This window comes from Mycolicibacterium canariasense (assembly GCF_002101555.1).
GTDB lineage: Bacteria > Actinomycetota > Actinomycetes > Mycobacteriales > Mycobacteriaceae > Mycobacterium > Mycobacterium canariasense.
The window spans coordinates 187,024-202,486 of record NZ_LQOL01000049.1 but is presented as its reverse complement, the minus strand read 5'-3'; the positions used below and the strand labels follow the sequence as shown (position 1 = coordinate 202,486).

Sequence of the window (15,463 nt, the reverse complement as noted above, 5' to 3'; positions counted from 1 at the left end):
ATCAGGGCAGGTATTTGGGGCAGTACATGCGCAGCGCCGCGCCACCGAACTTGGTGGCCTGATCGTCGGACAGGTCGGTCTGGTTCTTGATGCTGTACAGCGCGTAGGACAGCGGCTTGCCGCGGAACAGCACCCCGCAGGCCGAGTGCGCGACACTGATCGCCTTCGCGTCGCTGCCCACGTTGATCTTGAGCTGGTCCAGGGCCATCAGGAACTGCTGATCGGTGCTGTCGTCGGCCGCGGCCGGAACCGCAAGGGCGGTCATGGCGCCCGCGGCGAGGAGTGCCGCGGCCAGGGTGCGCTTGATCGTCATCGGTCTTCCCATTCCGTCTGCATCGGTCCGGAGTCTGCCCGCAGGTGCTGCGGGCGAGCGTCGTGAGGAGTATCGCCGGAGCCGGCGCCCACGTTACGGCCGGCCCCGGGCCATCCGTGGCTACGTGGTGCTGGTCATGGGCGGGCGGCCGGCCAATTCGTGGTGGATTCTGCCGTCGACGGCGGTCAGCGGGCGGCCACCGCCGCCCCAGCGCCGCGCGATGATCTCGGCCACGATGGAGACCGCTGTCTCCTCCGGCGTCCGGGCGCCCAGATCCAGCCCGATCGGGCTGGACAGCCGGTCCAGGTCGGCCTCGTTCAGTCCGGCCTCCACCAGTCTGGCCAATCTGTCCAGGTGGGTGCGCCGCGATCCCATGGCGCCCACATAGCCGACCTGCGGTAGCCGCAGCGCCACCCCCAGGGCGGGCACATCGAACTTGGGGTCGTGGGTGAGCACGCAGATCGCGGTGCGCCCGTCGATCTCCCCGAGTTCCTGCTGCCCGCGCAGATACCGGTCCGGCCAGTCGACCACCACCTGATCGGCGGCGGGGAAGCGGGCCGGGGTGGCGAACACCGGGCGGGCGTCACACACCGTGACGCGGTAGCCGAGGAAGGCGGCCTGCTGGGCGAGGGCGGCGGCGAAGTCGATCGCGCCGATGATGAGCATGCGCGGCCTGGGCGCGTAACTGGCGACGAACACCTCCATTCCGGTATCGGTCACACCGGAGCTTTCGTCCAGGCGCTCGCCGTCGGGCCCATAGGACAGCACCGCGGTGCGGCCGGCCACCAGCAGTCCCCGGGCGTCGTCGACGACTGCCGCATCGGCACGCTCGGACCCCAGGGTGCCCAGATGCCGGTCGGGATCGACGACCAGCCGCCGGCCCAGCCGGGACCGGTCGGGGTGGGCGATCACCGTGGCCACCGCGATCGGCCGGTGCGCACCGATCGCCTCGGCGACCGCCCCGAGTTCGGGAAACGTCTTCTGCGACACCGGCTCCACGAACACGTCGAGTAAGCCGCCGCAGGTCAGCCCGACAGCGAAGGCATCGTCGTCACTGATCCCGTAGCGCTGCAATTCGGGACGTCCGGCGTCGACCACCTCGGTGGCCAGTTCGTACACCGCGCCTTCGACACAGCCGCCCGAGACCGATCCGGCCACGCTGCCGTCGGGTGCGACCACCAGGGCGGCACCGGCCGGGCGCGGCGCGGACTTGATCGTGCGCACCACCGTGGCCAGCCCGGCGGTGCCGCCGGATCGCCAGATGGCCATCAGGTCGTCGAGAACCTCGCGCACCATCTGGAGTTTAGGGGCAGGCGGCCATGCCGGCGCTGACGGCGGTGCTTGCCGGTTCAGCGCCGCGGGAATTTCGCCGCGCCGCCGGGCGTCGGTTAATGGGTGGGTCGGGGATGTGTTCGACCGATTGCAGATGGTGTTGGAGGTTGTGATGAACGGGCTGCGCAAGTTCGCCACGGGGGCGGCGATCGTCGGCGCATTGGGAATGGGCGCACTGGGTGTGGGTACCGCGACGGCCACCGCCGCGGCACCGTCGGCGCCGTTTGCCGAAGACCGCGGTTGGGGGCACGGCCACGGTGACGACTGGCGCTGGGACAACGGCAGGCATCGCGGCTGGGACTACGGGCCGGGTATCTATCTGCCGTGCGTGACGGGTCCGTTGGGGCACGTCACCGTGTGCCCTTAGCCGGTACGCGTCCATAGGCAGTGCCCGGTCATCGTGATATCGAACAGGCTGGGCAGTACTTGAAATGAAAGTGGCTGGCCGGGTTCACCTTTCGCGGTGACGGGCGGGCCGACCACGCCGGCGCTGACCACCGCATGCTGGGTGGCGGCGCATTGGGCTTGCGGGTCCAGTGGCGTCGCCGTCCAGGCGCCGGAGCTCAGATTCGGATTACGCAGGCCTTCGCCGTGCAGGGCCATGGGAGGCCCGAAGCTGACCCAGCGATCGCTGGGATCCCCGGGTGCGGTGAGGGCCTGCCACCGCGAGTCCTGGCACACCAGCGGCAGGGACCGCCCGTACGGCAGCGTGGCGGCACCGCCGAGATCGGGTGTGCATGGGGAGTCCTGTTGTGGCACAACGGGGTCGGCCGAGGCGATGGCCGGAACGGCCAGGGCGGTGGCGAACAGGACGAGCAGCCGGGCCAGCATGGTCACAGCTTGGTCAGGTCGGTTTTCATCAACATGACGTTGTACTCGCTCCACAGCGACAGGTTCCAGTACAGGTCGGTGCCCGTGCCGGCCGTGGACGGCGACCACGGATGCAGCATCGGGGCGTAGATCCCGCCGTTCTGCTGCGTCATCAGTACCGTCGGCGCCGACCAGGTGCCCGCTGGGCTGTCGGCCGTGCGCAGGATGATGTTGTTGAACTGGTCGGCGTGCAGCGCCACGTACTTGTTCAGCGTCTGGTTGTACTGCACCGACATCTCACTGACCTGGTTGCCGGGTTTGGCGATGCCGCAGGCCCCCTTCTCCTGGCCGAATACCGGGCTGGCCTTGGACGGGTCGTTCTTGTACCAGCCGGCGGGATAGGCACCGATCCCGAAGATCCCGCCCTTGCTCCCCTTGCTGTAGAACTCGTACTTGCTGGCGTCGAGGATGTCCTTCTCCAGCACCCGCGACACATAGGCCGAACCCTGCCTGCCGTTGGGCGTGCCGTAGGAATAGACGTAGCCGTCGCCGGGACGCACCAGCGCGGCCTGCTGAAACTTGGCGTTCCCGCCGAAATTGGTGCGCACGCTCTTGGGGGCGATGTACCAGTTCTCGCCGTTGTCCTCGGAGTAGGCGATCGCCGAGTAGTTGGTGGTCCACTGTCCCGCAGCGCCCCACTGTTTGACGGACATGAAGCTGAGATACTGCGTCGCACCGTATTTCGTGCCCGGGGTGGGCACCGAGATCCCGGCGGTGGGGATCAACGTCACCCCGGTGGGCAGTCCGGCGGGAAGGCGCTCGGGCAGGATGATCTGGCGGGCGTAGGTCTCGCCCCACAGTGGCGCCCCGCCGAACATGTTGCCGTTGAGCCATTGGCCGTTCGGAATGCTCATCCCGTTGGACAGATCGGTGTCGGAGCTGCGGAACAGCGTGTTGAGGCGCCAGGTGCCCGTCATGTTGGGGCCACCGAAGGTGTCGCCGAACGCGATGAGGACCTGGTGCTCGTTGATCGGGGTGCTCGGGTCGTCGGCAATACCGTTGTCCCACATGGTGCCGACGTCGGTGCCCCAGATGCCGAACCGGGTGTAGGTGTCGTTCGGGACGAAGTTGCCGGTGACCCAGTCGACGAAGCTGGTCGACGGGCTCAGCTGCTGACCGGGGTAGGGGAAGCCGGGGCGCGGATTCATGGCGGCCGCGGCCAGCGCCAGGCTGGTGGTATCGGTGGCGACGCCGCCGGTGGCGGCCGCGCTCTTCGGGTTGATCGCGGTCAACAGGTTCTCCACCTCGCGGCGGGCGAAGGCCAGCAGCGTCCAGCCCAGCACCGGCTGGGCCGGCGAGTTCGGTGCGAAACTCAGTGCCCAGTCCAGTACCCCGGACACCGCCTTGAGCACCGTGGTGACCGGTTTGCGCAGCACGTCCGGGATGGGCACGGGTGCCGGGGCGGCCGACGTGGGTGACGTGGCCGCCGCCAGCGACCGTGCGTTGGCGAAGACGGCAACCGAGGCGGCGGGTTGCACCGTGGCCGACACCGCCGCGGTCGACGTGGTGGACGTCTTCGACGCGGCGGGCGAGGGGTCCGCGGCGGCCGGGGTCTTGGCGGTCTTGTCCTCGGCGGTGCTCTTGGTTTCGGTGGTGCTCTTGTTCTCGGTGCGGGCCGTCTTCTTGGGTTTGGCCGGTTTCGGGGCCTGCTTTTCCGGCTCCGGGGATTCGGTGTCGGACTCCGGCTCGGGCGCTGTCCCCGGCTTGGACTCGGTGTCCGGTTTGGTCTCCGGTTTGGTCTCGGGGTCCGGCTCGATTTCGGGGTCCGGTTTGGTGGACGTGCCGGTGTTGGTCTGGGCGCTGACCCCGGTGGTCTTGGTGCCGGCCGGCTCCGTCGACGTGGTGCCGGGGGGCCTGGTATCGGTAGGCTTGGTGTCGCTGGCCTTGGTGTCCGTTGCCTTGGCGCCGCCGGTCGTGCCGCTGGACGAGGATTGCGTGCCCGCGGACTGACCGCCGGACGTGCCGGTGTCGTCGGCCGCCGCGATCCCGTGACCCGTCGCGATCGCGGTGCCCACGCCCAGCGCCACCGCCAAACCGCCGACCCGACCGATATGCGCTGCTGCGCCCATGCGTGCGTCCTCCGTCAATCGCCCGGGGCGGTCAACCCGTTTGTGCAACCCCACCCATATTCGCAGCGGCGACAATATTTGTTACGCCGAACCACTCAGTCACTCAGTCCGGCTTCGCGGAGCGCCTCCTCGTAGAGCCCGATCGCCTCGTCGATCCCGGCATCCACCCAGGCATCCACCGCCGCAACCCGATCGGCGACCAGCTGGACCTGGTTGACCCAGGTCTCGAAGCCGGGATCGCGGCGCAGCGCGTCGATCTGGCCCGTGCTGCCCTGGATCAGGAAGAAGCCGCCCAGTTCGGGGCTCTGTGGGCGCAGGATGACCGTCTCGAATCGTTCGATCCGGCCGTCCCGCGCTGCCTGCTGCAGGTAGTCGCGTGACTTCTTCAGCAGGCCCAGCGCGGTCGTCTCGCGGCCCCGGGTCGGCAGCCCCCACGCCACCCAGAATGCGGCCTCGGCCATGACGGTTCCTCCTTGTCCGGAGCCGGGAAGAGGTGCGACCCGGTACTCCACGCCGACCTTAGACTGGACCGCATGACCGCACCGCTGCATGTCGATCCGGCGGCCTTGCAGGCCGCGGCGGCGGCGCAGTCCGGTGTGGCGGCGACGGTGGCGAATCTCGATATCGGCGCCGCGTTGGCCGGGGCGGCCGACGGGATGACCGATATGGCCTCGGGTGCGGCCAGCCGATTCGCCGCTGAGGCGCTCGACTCGGCGGCGGACACTCTGCATGGTGGATTGATCACGTACGCAAGCAGTTTGACGGCCGCGGCGGCGGCCTATCAGCAGGCCGACGAAGAACTCGGCGGCCGGCTGGGCGACTCCTTGCGCTGAGGGGCCTTTGGCCGGCGATCGGGGCCCAAAGACCCTACTGGCTGATCTTTTTCCGGACTGGAATGTCCTCATGACCAGCACCTTGCACACTCCCGCCGACTCAGCCACCACCAATGTCATGCATGCCGCCGTCGTCACCGGCTTCGGTGAGCCACTGCAGGTGGAACAGCTTGATCTGCCCACCCCCGGCTACGGTGAGGTACTGGTCAAGCTCGAAACCTCCGGCGTGTGCCACACGGATTTGCATGCCGCACATGGTGATTGGCCCGTCAAGCCGACGCCTCCCTTCGTTCCCGGGCATGAGGGGTGCGGCACCGTCGTCGCGCTCGGCGCCGGCGTCGACGACCTGAAGGTCGGTGACAAGGTCGGCAACGCCTGGCTCTGGTCGGCCTGCGGCCGCTGCGAGTACTGCCGTACCGGGTGGGAAACCCTCTGCGAGAGCCAGCGCAACGGTGGCTACACCGTCAATGGCAGCTTCGGCTCCTTCATGCTGGTCGAAGCCGCCCACGCGGCCCGCATCCCCGACGGTGCCGACCCGCTCGAGGTCGCACCCATCCTGTGCGCCGGCGTCACCGTCTACAAGGGCCTCAAGGTCACCGACACCCGGCCCGGCCAGTGGGTGGCCATCTCGGGCATCGGCGGGCTGGGCCACATCGCGGTGCAGTATGCCCGGGCCATGGGCCTGCGGGTGGTCGCGGTGGACGTCGACGACACCAAGCTCGCCCTGGCCACCCGCCTCGGTGCCGAAGTCACCGTCAACGCCCGGACCGCCGACGTCGTCGCCGAGGTGCAGAAGGCGACCGGCGGGGTGCACGGTGTGTTGGTGACCGCGGTGCACCCGCAGGCCTTCGGGCAGGCGATCGGGCTGGCGCGCCGCGGCGGCACGATCGTGTTCATCGGGCTACCTCCCGGCGAATTCCCGGCCCCGATCTTCGACATCGTGCTCAAAGGCCTGACCATTCGCGGATCGATCGTCGGCACCCGCCAGGACATGGCCGAGGCTCTGGACTTCTACGCCCGTGGCTTGATCCACCCGACCGTGCACACCGCGCGACTGGAGGACATCAACGACGTGTTCGCCCGGATGGAGGCCGGCCAGATCGACGGCCGCATCGTGATCGACTACCGCTAGTACGACAGTCCGTCGGCGTAACGCTGCCTGCGGTAGCTGCGGCCGTTGCCGCGGTTGCGGCTCTTGTAGGTGGGCAGTTGCGAATCGCAGTTCGGGCACACCAGGCGGAGGTTCTCCCGGCGGTTGTTGGTGGGGTTGCCGTCGATGTGGTCCAAGACCAGGACCAGAGGCAGCCCTTGCCAGGTGCTATCCCCGCCGCAGATCGCGCAGCAGCCAGATTGGGCTTCGGCGAGGTACGTGCGGATGTAGTGGCCTGGGAGAGAACCGGTCCTGCCTTCGCCGGACTCCAGCCAGAGGTTCGTTCGTGCGGCACGTCGAGAAGAAACCTGACATGGGTTACTGCAGTAGAGTTTTTGGCTGCGCCGGGTGAGTTCTACGCCGCAGCCCAGGCAGAGTCTCATGGGCCGAACTTACGGGCAGGCACCGACAAGTCGGATGCCGTGTGGAGCCCCCGGTCAGGATTGAACTGACGGCCTTCCGCTTACAAGGCGGGTGCTCTACCACTGAGCTACGGAGGCAGTGGAACGTCGTACAGCTTAGCGGGTCAGTCCTCGTGCTCGATGACCCGTTGCGAGGTGACCGGGCGAGGCGTGGCACGCCGGCCCCGTTGCCGCGGCAGCGGGATCCGGCCGGCGATATTGCTCAGCGGGTTCACCACCTGACTCAGCGTGATGACCGCCTCGTGCAGTGCGTCGATGGTGGGGGCGAGCGCTTCCAGTCCCGGCGTCAGCCGGTTCAGGGTGTCCGCGACGTCGGCCAGTTTGAGCAGGGGACCGTCCGGGTCGGTCAGCGTGTCGAGCAGGCCGCCCTCGGCCAGCAACTTGTCGGCCACCCCGTCCTCACGCAGCACCCGTTCGATGAGCCCGTCGTCGGCGAGCAGCTGGTCGGCCAGGCCGCCGGGGGCGATCACGCGGGACAGGGCCCCGCTGTCGGTGGTGAGTCGGTCGATCAGCCCGCCCTCGGCGGTGACCTGTTCGACCAGCCCACCGGGCGCCAAGGCGCGACCCACCGGCCCGTTCTCGGCCAGCAGTTGGTCGGCGACACCGTCCGGGCGCAGCGCGCGCTCCACCACGCCGTCCTCGGCGAGCAGCCGGTCGGCGAGACCGCCAGGGGCGATCACCCGGGACACCACGCCGCCCTCGGCGGTCAACCGGTCCATCAGCCCGCCCTCGGCGGTGACCTGGTCGATCAGGCCGTCCTTGGCCAGGGCGCGAGCCACCGGCCCGTTCTCGGCGGTGAGCCGGTCCAGCAGGCCGCCGGGGGCGGTGAGCTGGTCGACCATGCCGCCCGGCCGGAGCAGCTGGTTGAGCGGCCCGTCCTGCGCCAGCGCTCGCCCCAGCGGGGCGTCGTCGTCCATCAGCCGGGCCAGCCGGTTGGCACGGTCCACCGCGTCATCGAGGCCGAGCATGCCGGCGAAGGAGGTGGCCCCGCCGCTCATCGCGGCCGGATCGTTCAGCGAACGCTGCACCGTCTTGAGCGTGCCACCGGCTATGCTCAGTCCCAGGTCGGCAACGGCAAGCCCAAGGCGCACCGGAGCCGTGGCTAACTGCACGACGGTGTTGCCGAGGTTCATGGCGCCAGTCTAGGTCCGGGCGCGCGGGGCGCGGGGCCAGTCCAGGGCGGTTACCCTCACATCGGACTCCCAGGTTCCCAGGAATCTCACAGTTGATATGCAGGTTGAGTTCAAACGGCGGGTGGACAGTAGTTGTATGGCTATGGCGGCGGTACCTGAAAGCATTCCCGAAGCACGGATCCTCGTGGTGGACGACGAGGTCAATATCGTCGAGCTGCTCTCGGTGAGTCTGAAGTTCCAAGGGTTCGAGGTGCATACCGCGTCCAACGGGCCGGCTGCTCTGGACAAGGCCCGCGAGGTCAAGCCGGATGCGGTGATCCTGGACGTGATGATGCCCGGCATGGACGGCTTCGGGGTGCTGCGTCGGCTGCGGGCCGACGGTATCGACGCCCCGGCCCTGTTCCTCACCGCACGGGACACCCTGCAGGACAAGATCGCCGGGCTGACCCTGGGCGGGGACGACTACGTCACCAAACCGTTCAGCCTCGAAGAGGTGGTGGCCCGGCTCCGGGTCATCCTGCGGCGCACCGGGCGCGGTATCGAGGAACCGCGCAATGCCCGGCTGACGTTCGCCGATATCGAACTCGACGAGGACACCCACGAGGTGTGGAAGGCCGGTGAGCCGGTCTCGCTGTCGCCGACCGAGTTCACCCTGCTGCGTTACTTCATCATCAACGCCGGCACCGTGCTGTCCAAGCCGAAGATCCTCGACCACGTGTGGCGCTACGACTTCGGCGGCGACGTCAACGTCGTCGAGTCCTATGTGTCCTACCTGCGTCGCAAGATCGACACTGGTGAGAAGCGGCTGCTGCACACGCTGCGCGGGGTCGGCTACGTCCTGCGCGAACCGCGCTGATTGCGCCGACGATTCGGGAACAGCCGGACGGCCGGGCCATCCCGGCCAACAATGAGTACATGACCGACAATCGCCGGCGCGGCGTGCCGCTGCGGGTTGGCCTGGTGGCCGCGACCCTGGTGCTGGTGGCGTTCGGGTTGCTCGCCTCGGGCGTCGCGGTCACCTCGATCATGTCGCACACCGAGGTGGACCGGATCGACCAGACGCTGCTGGACGCGTCCCGCAGCTGGGCGCAGGCGCCCCGCCGGATGCCGACCCAGCCCACCGAAGATCCCAACCCGGCCCGGCCGCCGTCGAACTTCTACGTCCGGGGGATCGGCCCCGACGGGCACATCTGGATGGCGGTCAACGACCGCGACGCCGAACCCGACCTGCCCGACGACAACAATGTCGGCCCGGTGCCGGTGACCGTCGGGTCCGTCGACGGGTCGCGCGTGGAGTGGCGCGCCATGACGGTCCGCGGCCCGCACGGTGAGCTGACCACTGTTGCGATCGACCTGTCGGAAGTGCAGTCCACCGTGCGCGCGCTGATCTACGCCCAGGTCGGTATCGGCGTGGCCGTGCTGTTGGTGCTGGGGGTGGCCGGCTTCGCCGTGGTGCACCGCAGCCTGCGGCCGCTGGTGGAGGTCGAGCAGACCGCGGCCGCCATCGCCGCGGGCGAGCTGGAACGTCGTGTGCCGCAACGTGATCCGCGCACCGAGGTGGGCCGGCTGTCGCTGGCGCTCAACGGCATGCTGGCCCAGATCCAGCGCGCCGTGGCCTCCTCGGACGCCTCGGCCGAGCAGGCGCGCGGTTCCGAGGAGCGCATGCGTCGCTTCATCACCGACGCCAGCCACGAACTGCGCACCCCGCTGACCACCATCCGCGGCTACGCGGAGCTGTACCGCCAGGGCGCGGCGCGGGATGTGGACATGCTGATGGGTCGTATCGAGAGCGAGGCCCGCCGGATGGGCCTGTTGGTCGAAGACCTGCTGTTGCTGGCCCGCCTGGATGTGCAACGGCCCTTGGAACGCAACCGGGTGGACCTGTTGGCGCTGGCCAGCGATGCCGTGCACGATGCGCAATCGGTGGCCCCCGCCCGGCGCATCCGGATGGAGGTGTTCGACGGTCCCGGCACGCCGGAGGTGCTCGGCGACGAGGCGCGGCTGCGCCAGGTGCTGAGCAACCTGGTGGCCAACGCCCTGCAGCACACCCCGGAATCCGCGGGCATCACGGTGCGCGTCGGCACCGACGGTGATCATGCGGTGCTGGAGGTCTGCGACGAGGGGCCGGGGATGAGTAGTGAGGACGCCCAACGGGTCTTCGAACGGTTCTACCGGGCGGACTCGTCACGCACGCGCGCCAGCGGCGGCACCGGACTCGGGCTGTCCATCGTCGATTCGCTGGTGTATGCCCACGGTGGGACGGTCTCGGTGCAAACCGCTCCCGGACACGGCTGCGAGTTCCGGGTGAACCTGCCGCGCATCGCCGAAATCAGCACTGCGGCCGCCCCGATAGCCGAGCCCACCCCGGATGCGGCTCAGGTGAGCTGAGCCAGCGCCGCCTTGATCCTGGCCTGCGCGTCGTCGAGCGATTCCGGTGACGGGTTGCGGTCCACGTTGGCGAACCCGAAATCGCTGAGGTTGCGCGCCGGGAACACGTGCACGTGCAGATGCGGCACCTCCAGCCCGGCGATGATGAGGCCGGCTCGTTCGGCATCGAACGCCCTCGTCACCGCCTTGCCGATCAGCTGGGACACCGACATCACCTTGTCGAACACCGCGGGATCCAGGTCCTGCCAGTTGTCCACCTCGGCCCGCGGCACCACCAGGGTGTGGCCCTGCGTCATGGGTTCGATGGTCAGGAACGCCACCACCTCGTCGTCCTGGTAGACGAAACGGCCGGGGAGTTCCCCGTTGATGATCTTGGTGAAGACGGTCGCCATGGGTACCGAGCATAGCCACGGTGCAGCAAGCTCCCAGGGGCACGGCAGTGCCGTGGCAGCTTGTTACGCGAGTGTGAACGATATGACGGAGCTGGCTCGCGCCCAGGCTGACGGAGGCCGGTTCCGGGATGCGCAGGACACCCCGGTTCTCGACATCGTCATCCCGGTCTACGACGAGGAGCGGGCGCTGCCCGCTTGCGTCACCCGGCTGCATCGCTACCTCACCGAGCAGGTGCCCTACCCGACCCGGATCACGGTGGCCGACAACGCCAGTACCGATTCGACGCTGGCGGTGGCCCGGCGGCTGGCCGGCGAACTGCCCGGCGTCGAGGTCATCCATCTGGACCGCAAGGGCCGCGGTGGCGCGCTGTACACGGCATGGATGACCTCACCGGCCATCGTGGTGGCGTACATGGACGTCGACCTGTCGACCGGTCTCTCGGCGCTGATGCCGCTGGTGGCTCCGCTGATCTCCGGACATTCCGATGTGGCCATCGGATCGCGGCTGGCCGCCTCGGCCCGGGTGGTGCGCGGACCGAAGCGTGAATTCATCTCCCGCTCATACAATTTCATTCTCCGGGGCGCCCTCGGTGCGCAATTCTCCGATGCGCAGTGCGGATTCAAGGCGGTGCGCGCCGACGTCGCCCGGCAATTGCTGCCGTTGGTGGTCGACACCGGCTGGTTCTTCGACACCGAACTGCTGGTGATCGCCGAACGGGCCGGCCTGCGCATCCACGAGGTCCCGGTCGACTGGGTCGACGACCCGGATTCCCGGGTCGACGTCATCGCCACGGCGATCGACGACCTCAAGGGCTGTTGGCGGGTCGGTCGAGCGCTGGCATCCGGTGCGCTGCCCCTGCGCGAGTTGCAGACCACCCTCGGGCGCGAGCCGCTGGTGCCCGGCGTACCGCCCGGCTTGGTGGGGCAGCTGGCCCGGTTCTGCATCGTCGGCGTCATCAGCACCATCGTCTACGCCCTGCTGTTCATCCTGCTGCACGCGGCGATGGGTGCGCAGGCGGCAAACCTGACGGCGTTGCTGCTCACCGCGATCGGCAACACGACGGCCAACCGGGCGTTCACCTTCGGCATCCGCGGGCGCACCGGTGTGGCCCGGCACCAGGCCAGCGGTCTGCTGGTGTTCCTGTTCGGGCTGGCGATCACCAGCGGGTCGCTGCTGGTGCTGCACCACTTCGGGTTGACCAAGGACAAGGCCGTGGAACTGTCGGTGCTGGTGGTCGCGAACCTGGTGGCCACCCTGGTCCGGTTCGTCGCGCTGCGCCGGGTGTTCGGGGTACACCGACGCTAGAGGATCGTGTCGGCGAGACGGTCGAGCTGGTCGAGCCCGGCGGTCGTGGGGTGGAACAGCAGCCGGTCGAACCCGAGATCCCGATACCGTCGGACCGTGTCGCGGGCCTCGTCGGGGGAGCTGACCATATCGTCGACATTCACCTGCGCGTACTCGGGGCTGAATCCGTAATACCTTGCCAGGTGCGCCTTTCCGGCGGCGACGGTCTCGTCGGGTCCGAGCCCGAAATTCACCGACGCCTGGAGGTACGGGCGGCCGCTGCGCCCGGCGGCCGCCCAGCCGGACCGGATGCGGGCGACCAGTTCGGTCTGGATGCCGTAGTGACGGACGGCGCCCGCGGCCCAGCCGTCGCCGACGGTGGTCACCCGCCGGACCGTGGCGGCCGACCGTCCGCCGAACAGCAGTGGAACCGTTACGGGCGCAGCACACAATGCGGCATCACCGCGACCGGTCCACAGCCGGCGCAGCTGCTCGATCTGCTCGTCGAGGATCTTGCCTCGTCGCGCGAAGGCCGCTCCGGTGCTTGCGTAATCGTCGGGCCGGTTGCCGACGCCGAGGCCGACGACGAGCCGCCCGCCGGATATCTGCGCCACGCCGGCGATCTGCTTGGCCAGTGGAACCACCGGATACACTGGGGCGAGAAGGACATTCGTCACCAGTGTCATGCCGGTGGTGGTGCCGGCCGCGGCAGCCAGCGCGATCAGCGAGTCGAGACCGGGGTAGCACAGCCGGTCGATGGTGGACAGCGATTCGAATCCGCGAGCTTCGGCGCGGCGCGCCCACTCCGCGATGCTCGCACCCGGGACCCCGGCGATGTGGTTCGGCAATCCGATTCCCAGTTTCACGGCATGTCCTTCGTTTCGAGGGTGGCGAGCACGGTGTTGTCGGTGAGATTCATGGCGTCCAGCATCGGCCGCTGCCGGGCAAATACGCCACGAGTGTGCGGCGGATCGGCAAAAACGGGCAACGACACGGCACTGTACGTAGTGTTATCGACACCATGGAGGTCCTGGACGGTCATATTCTGCATGCCCTGCAGATCGCGCCGCGGGCGCCGTTCCGGCGGATCGCCGAGGTGATCGGCGCCGGTGAGCATACGGTCGCCCGGCGCTATCGGGCGCTGCGCCGCGGCGGTGTACTCAGGGTGATCGGAGTGGTGAACCCGAGGGTGTATGGCGAGTGCCAGTGGATCGTGCGGGTGCACGCCAAACCGGACAACGTGCCCAAGCTGGCGGAGGCGTTGGTGCGTTGGCCCGAGGTGACGCACGCCAACGTGCTGTCCGGCGGTACCGAGCTGATCTGCGTTGTCCGGGCCCCGATCGGTGATACCGGCGACGGGTTGCTGCACCGGTTGCCCCGCACATCGGCCGTGCTCGATGTCCGAGTGGACCTGGTGCTCAACGTGTTCGGGCAGACATCCAGTGCCCACTGGACCGGCTACGGCCGCCCCCTCAGCGCGGAGCAGATCGCCGCGCTGCAACCGGCGGCGAGCGCACGCCCGAACCGACCCGGCACACCGTCGCCCGATGACCAGCGGTTGATCGACGCTCTCGCCGACGACGGGCGTATCTCGGACAGCGCGCTGGCCGCACTCACCGGATGGTCACCGGCGCGGGTCAAGCGCCGGCTGGCGGCACTACAAGATTCCGACACCCTGTCCTACGACCTCGATGTGTTACCCGAACTGCTGGGATACCGGCTCAACGCGACAATCTGGATCGCCACCTCGCCGCGACATCTCACCGTGGTGGCCGAGCAGATCGTGGCGCACGACGAGGTGGCCTCGGTCGTCGCGGTCAGCGGTTCGGCCAACCTCATGGCCGTGGTGATATGTCGCGACGTGGAGCACCTCTACCGCTACCTGGCCGAGCGACTGGCCACCGTCGAGCACATCCAGACCTATGACGTCGGCATCCGCAGCAAGCGGCTCAAACAGGTCGGTTCGCTGATCGCCCACGGCCGGCTGATCGGGGCGAGCTAACCGCCGATCAACCGCTGCACGTCGTCGATCGTGTACGGCGTGGTGTCCTTGTGATCCCGGTAGGCGATGAAACCGGTCTCCGGACGGGCGAATTCACCGATGAATCCGCCGGCCGCGATGAAGATGCGGCCGCTCACGTCCTTGGCCAGATCACTGACCAGATACCCGTAGGTGGGGGCGACATATCGCGGCGGCGCGGCGTCCAGCGCGCCCTGGGCGCTGAGGTCGTCGAGCAATCCGCGCCGATTCAGCTCGGCGATGTGCCGCTCGTAATCGGCACCCTCCGAAAGTCGGGTGCGGGCACCCGGACAGACGACATTGGCCCGCACGCCATGCTCTTTCAGCTCGGCGGCGATGGCCAGGGTCAGCCCGTTGACGCCGCCCTTGCCCGCCGGGTAGCCGGTCCCGCCGTAATCGCCGAGGAACGCGAACGAGCTGGTGTTCACGATGGCACCGCCCCCGTGCCGAACCATGTGCGGTGCGGCGGCCCGGCACGTCTCGAAGGCCGTCAGCAGGTGCGCGTCCAGTAGCTCGCGGAACTGCGCCGAGGTCACGTTCAGGATCGAAGATCCGGCGGGCTCGGCGGTGCCCGCGCAGTTGACCAGGATGTCGATGCGGCCGTGGGCGGCCACGCACGCATCGATCAGTTCGTCGGCGACCGCCGGGTCGGACGGTGAGCCGGCGATACCGAGCCCCGAAACTCGTTGGGCGGCGGCCTCGGTGGCGTCGGCATCCCGGCCGTTGAGCACCACCGACGCGCCCTCGGTGGCCAGCAACTCGGCGACGGCCAGACCGATCCCGCGGGTCCCGCCGACCACGACGGCCGCCCGCCCGGCCAGCAGCACGCTAGTCGGCCTTCGCCTCGGTGAACTCCATCGCGTCCATGTTCCAGTAGCCGCGCAGGTTGGTGATCAGGCCCGCGTCGTCGACCCGGTAGGTGAACACCCCGCGCACGCTGGCCACGAAGCCGTTCGGGAATTCGGTGCGCAGCACCAGGATGTAGGCGATCTCGTTGGGCGAGCTGGACGGGAACGTCGCCTCGCGGGTCACCGTCAGCTGGTTCGGCCCGATATTGGTGTCGTAGAACTCGGCCAGGGCTTGCTTACCGCGCACCCCGGTGCCGTCGGGGTTGGTCACCGCCACCCCGATGGGATCCTCGACCAGGACGTCGTCGGCCATCAGAGCCAGCCAGCCCTCGCGATCACCGGATTGCACGGCGCGCCAGGAGGCCTGGGACGCGCGCACGACGGGGGGTTCGGACATGGCTCTCCAAA

General features: G+C 68.7%; 19 protein-coding genes and 1 tRNA gene. 7 read left to right on the top strand and 13 right to left on the bottom strand.

The features are described from left to right. Position 1 precedes the first annotated feature (1 nt). A complete protein-coding gene (locus AWB94_RS13700) occupies positions 2-313 on the bottom strand; it encodes a DUF732 domain-containing protein (protein ID WP_062655836.1) in 312 nt (103 codons plus the stop codon). A 120-nt stretch (positions 314-433) separates the two neighbouring features. Next, positions 434-1,606, bottom strand: coding sequence for an XdhC family protein (locus tag AWB94_RS13695; protein ID WP_062656130.1), 1,173 nt, complete (start codon positions 1,604-1,606; stop codon positions 434-436). Between the two features lie 133 nt (positions 1,607-1,739). On the opposite strand from AWB94_RS13695, the gene AWB94_RS13690 reads away from it, so the two are divergent. Next, complete coding sequence (locus tag AWB94_RS13690) at positions 1,740-2,012, top strand: hypothetical protein (RefSeq protein ID WP_131805237.1); 273 nt, start codon at positions 1,740-1,742, stop codon at positions 2,010-2,012. Here the strand turns inward: AWB94_RS13690 and AWB94_RS13685 are convergent. The 3 genes from AWB94_RS13685 to AWB94_RS13675 all read right to left on the bottom strand — a co-directional run bounded on the left by AWB94_RS13685 (position 2,009) and on the right by AWB94_RS13675 (position 5,045). After that, the gene (locus AWB94_RS13685; protein WP_062656129.1) at positions 2,009-2,476 is read right to left on the bottom strand and encodes a hypothetical protein; all 468 of its coding nucleotides are present in this window, start codon (positions 2,474-2,476) and stop codon (positions 2,009-2,011) included. The genes AWB94_RS13690 and AWB94_RS13685 overlap by 4 nt on opposite strands. 2 nt (positions 2,477-2,478) lie before the next feature. Next, the gene (locus AWB94_RS13680; protein WP_062655834.1) at positions 2,479-4,584 is read right to left on the bottom strand and encodes a DUF4185 domain-containing protein; all 2,106 of its coding nucleotides are present in this window, start codon (positions 4,582-4,584) and stop codon (positions 2,479-2,481) included. Positions 4,585-4,679: 95 nt separating this feature from the next. After that, positions 4,680-5,045 carry a hypothetical protein gene (locus tag AWB94_RS13675; RefSeq protein WP_062655833.1) on the bottom strand — a complete coding sequence of 122 codons (366 nt, stop codon included), beginning with the start codon at positions 5,043-5,045 and terminating at the stop codon, positions 4,680-4,682. A 72-nt stretch (positions 5,046-5,117) separates the two neighbouring features. On the opposite strand from AWB94_RS13675, the gene AWB94_RS13670 reads away from it, so the two are divergent. Further along, complete coding sequence (locus AWB94_RS13670) at positions 5,118-5,417, top strand: type VII secretion target (RefSeq protein WP_062655832.1); 300 nt, start codon at positions 5,118-5,120, stop codon at positions 5,415-5,417. A gap of 70 nt (positions 5,418-5,487) precedes the next feature. After that, positions 5,488-6,549 carry an alcohol dehydrogenase AdhP gene (gene adhP, locus AWB94_RS13665; RefSeq protein ID WP_062655831.1) on the top strand — a complete coding sequence of 354 codons (1,062 nt, stop codon included), beginning with the start codon at positions 5,488-5,490 and terminating at the stop codon, positions 6,547-6,549. On the opposite strand, the gene AWB94_RS13660 is transcribed toward adhP, so the two are convergent. The 3 genes from AWB94_RS13660 to AWB94_RS13650 form a co-directional block, all read right to left on the bottom strand. After that, positions 6,546-6,950, bottom strand: a complete 405-nt coding sequence (locus tag AWB94_RS13660; protein ID WP_062655830.1) for an HNH endonuclease — start codon at positions 6,948-6,950, stop codon at positions 6,546-6,548. The genes adhP and AWB94_RS13660 overlap by 4 nt on opposite strands. Before the next feature lie 42 nt (positions 6,951-6,992). After that, positions 6,993-7,067: transfer RNA gene (locus AWB94_RS13655), tRNA-Thr, on the bottom strand. A 26-nt stretch (positions 7,068-7,093) separates the two neighbouring features. Then, complete coding sequence (locus AWB94_RS13650) at positions 7,094-8,122, bottom strand: hypothetical protein (protein ID WP_062655829.1); 1,029 nt, start codon at positions 8,120-8,122, stop codon at positions 7,094-7,096. Between the two features lie 136 nt (positions 8,123-8,258). Between AWB94_RS13650 and AWB94_RS13645 the strand changes: the two genes are divergently transcribed. Next, a complete protein-coding gene (locus tag AWB94_RS13645; protein ID WP_024453738.1) occupies positions 8,259-8,978 on the top strand; it encodes a response regulator transcription factor in 720 nt (239 codons plus the stop codon). Positions 8,979-9,037: 59 nt separating this feature from the next. Further along, positions 9,038-10,510 carry a sensor histidine kinase gene (locus AWB94_RS13640; RefSeq protein WP_062655828.1) on the top strand — a complete coding sequence of 491 codons (1,473 nt, stop codon included), beginning with the start codon at positions 9,038-9,040 and terminating at the stop codon, positions 10,508-10,510. Here AWB94_RS13640 and AWB94_RS13635 read toward each other — a convergent pair. Next, the gene (locus tag AWB94_RS13635) at positions 10,498-10,902 is read right to left on the bottom strand and encodes an HIT family protein (protein WP_062655827.1); all 405 of its coding nucleotides are present in this window, start codon (positions 10,900-10,902) and stop codon (positions 10,498-10,500) included. The genes AWB94_RS13640 and AWB94_RS13635 overlap by 13 nt on opposite strands. Before the next feature lie 82 nt (positions 10,903-10,984). Here AWB94_RS13635 and AWB94_RS13630 point away from each other — a divergent pair, with 82 nt between their 5' ends. Further along, entirely contained in the window at positions 10,985-12,208 is a 1,224-nt protein-coding gene (locus AWB94_RS13630) for a bifunctional glycosyltransferase family 2/GtrA family protein (protein ID WP_062655826.1), read from the top strand. Here the strand turns inward: AWB94_RS13630 and AWB94_RS13625 are convergent. Both AWB94_RS13625 and AWB94_RS36110 read right to left on the bottom strand, forming a co-directional pair. After that, on the bottom strand, positions 12,205-13,053 hold the full coding sequence (locus AWB94_RS13625; RefSeq protein ID WP_062655825.1) for an LLM class flavin-dependent oxidoreductase: 849 nt from the start codon (positions 13,051-13,053) through the stop codon (positions 12,205-12,207). The two genes, AWB94_RS13630 and AWB94_RS13625, sit on opposite strands and share 4 nt — an antisense overlap. Then, the gene (locus tag AWB94_RS36110) at positions 13,050-13,181 is read right to left on the bottom strand and encodes a hypothetical protein (RefSeq protein WP_264021025.1); all 132 of its coding nucleotides are present in this window, start codon (positions 13,179-13,181) and stop codon (positions 13,050-13,052) included. The genes AWB94_RS13625 and AWB94_RS36110 overlap by 4 nt, the downstream gene beginning before the upstream one ends. A gap of 27 nt (positions 13,182-13,208) precedes the next feature. Here AWB94_RS36110 and AWB94_RS13615 point away from each other — a divergent pair, with 27 nt between their 5' ends. Then, entirely contained in the window at positions 13,209-14,189 is a 981-nt protein-coding gene (locus AWB94_RS13615) for an Lrp/AsnC family transcriptional regulator (RefSeq protein ID WP_062655824.1), read from the top strand. Here AWB94_RS13615 and AWB94_RS13610 read toward each other — a convergent pair. Both AWB94_RS13610 and AWB94_RS13605 read right to left on the bottom strand, forming a co-directional pair. Continuing rightward, positions 14,186-15,031 (bottom strand): SDR family NAD(P)-dependent oxidoreductase, encoded by an 846-nt coding sequence (locus tag AWB94_RS13610; protein ID WP_109762124.1) that lies wholly within the window; start codon positions 15,029-15,031, stop codon positions 14,186-14,188. The two genes, AWB94_RS13615 and AWB94_RS13610, sit on opposite strands and share 4 nt — an antisense overlap. Before the next feature lie 4 nt (positions 15,032-15,035). After that, on the bottom strand, positions 15,036-15,452 hold the full coding sequence (locus tag AWB94_RS13605; RefSeq protein WP_062655823.1) for a nuclear transport factor 2 family protein: 417 nt from the start codon (positions 15,450-15,452) through the stop codon (positions 15,036-15,038). Positions 15,453-15,463: the final 11 nt, after the last annotated feature.

What these genes read in the sequence shown, in the direction of transcription:
- AWB94_RS13690 (WP_131805237.1), top strand. Translation starts at nt 1,740, where the DNA reads ATGGTGTTGGAGGTTGTGATGAACGGGCTGCGCAAGTTCGCCACGGGG.
- AWB94_RS13635 (WP_062655827.1), bottom strand. Translation starts at nt 10,902, where the DNA reads ATGGCGACCGTCTTCACCAAGATCATCAACGGGGAACTCCCCGGCCGT.
- AWB94_RS13640 (WP_062655828.1), top strand. Translation starts at nt 9,038, where the DNA reads ATGACCGACAATCGCCGGCGCGGCGTGCCGCTGCGGGTTGGCCTGGTG.
- AWB94_RS13670 (WP_062655832.1), top strand. Translation starts at nt 5,118, where the DNA reads ATGACCGCACCGCTGCATGTCGATCCGGCGGCCTTGCAGGCCGCGGCG.
- AWB94_RS13605 (WP_062655823.1), bottom strand. Translation starts at nt 15,452, where the DNA reads ATGTCCGAACCCCCCGTCGTGCGCGCGTCCCAGGCCTCCTGGCGCGCC.
- AWB94_RS13685 (WP_062656129.1), bottom strand. Translation starts at nt 2,476, where the DNA reads ATGCTGGCCCGGCTGCTCGTCCTGTTCGCCACCGCCCTGGCCGTTCCG.
- AWB94_RS13615 (WP_062655824.1), top strand. Translation starts at nt 13,209, where the DNA reads ATGGAGGTCCTGGACGGTCATATTCTGCATGCCCTGCAGATCGCGCCG.
- AWB94_RS13650 (WP_062655829.1), bottom strand. Translation starts at nt 8,122, where the DNA reads ATGAACCTCGGCAACACCGTCGTGCAGTTAGCCACGGCTCCGGTGCGC.
- AWB94_RS13660 (WP_062655830.1), bottom strand. Translation starts at nt 6,950, where the DNA reads ATGAGACTCTGCCTGGGCTGCGGCGTAGAACTCACCCGGCGCAGCCAA.
- AWB94_RS13680 (WP_062655834.1), bottom strand. Translation starts at nt 4,584, where the DNA reads ATGGGCGCAGCAGCGCATATCGGTCGGGTCGGCGGTTTGGCGGTGGCG.
- AWB94_RS13630 (WP_062655826.1), top strand. Translation starts at nt 10,985, where the DNA reads ATGACGGAGCTGGCTCGCGCCCAGGCTGACGGAGGCCGGTTCCGGGAT.
- AWB94_RS13645 (WP_024453738.1), top strand. Translation starts at nt 8,259, where the DNA reads ATGGCTATGGCGGCGGTACCTGAAAGCATTCCCGAAGCACGGATCCTC.
- AWB94_RS13675 (WP_062655833.1), bottom strand. Translation starts at nt 5,045, where the DNA reads ATGGCCGAGGCCGCATTCTGGGTGGCGTGGGGGCTGCCGACCCGGGGC.
- AWB94_RS13700 (WP_062655836.1), bottom strand. Translation starts at nt 313, where the DNA reads ATGACGATCAAGCGCACCCTGGCCGCGGCACTCCTCGCCGCGGGCGCC.
- adhP (WP_062655831.1), top strand. Translation starts at nt 5,488, where the DNA reads ATGACCAGCACCTTGCACACTCCCGCCGACTCAGCCACCACCAATGTC.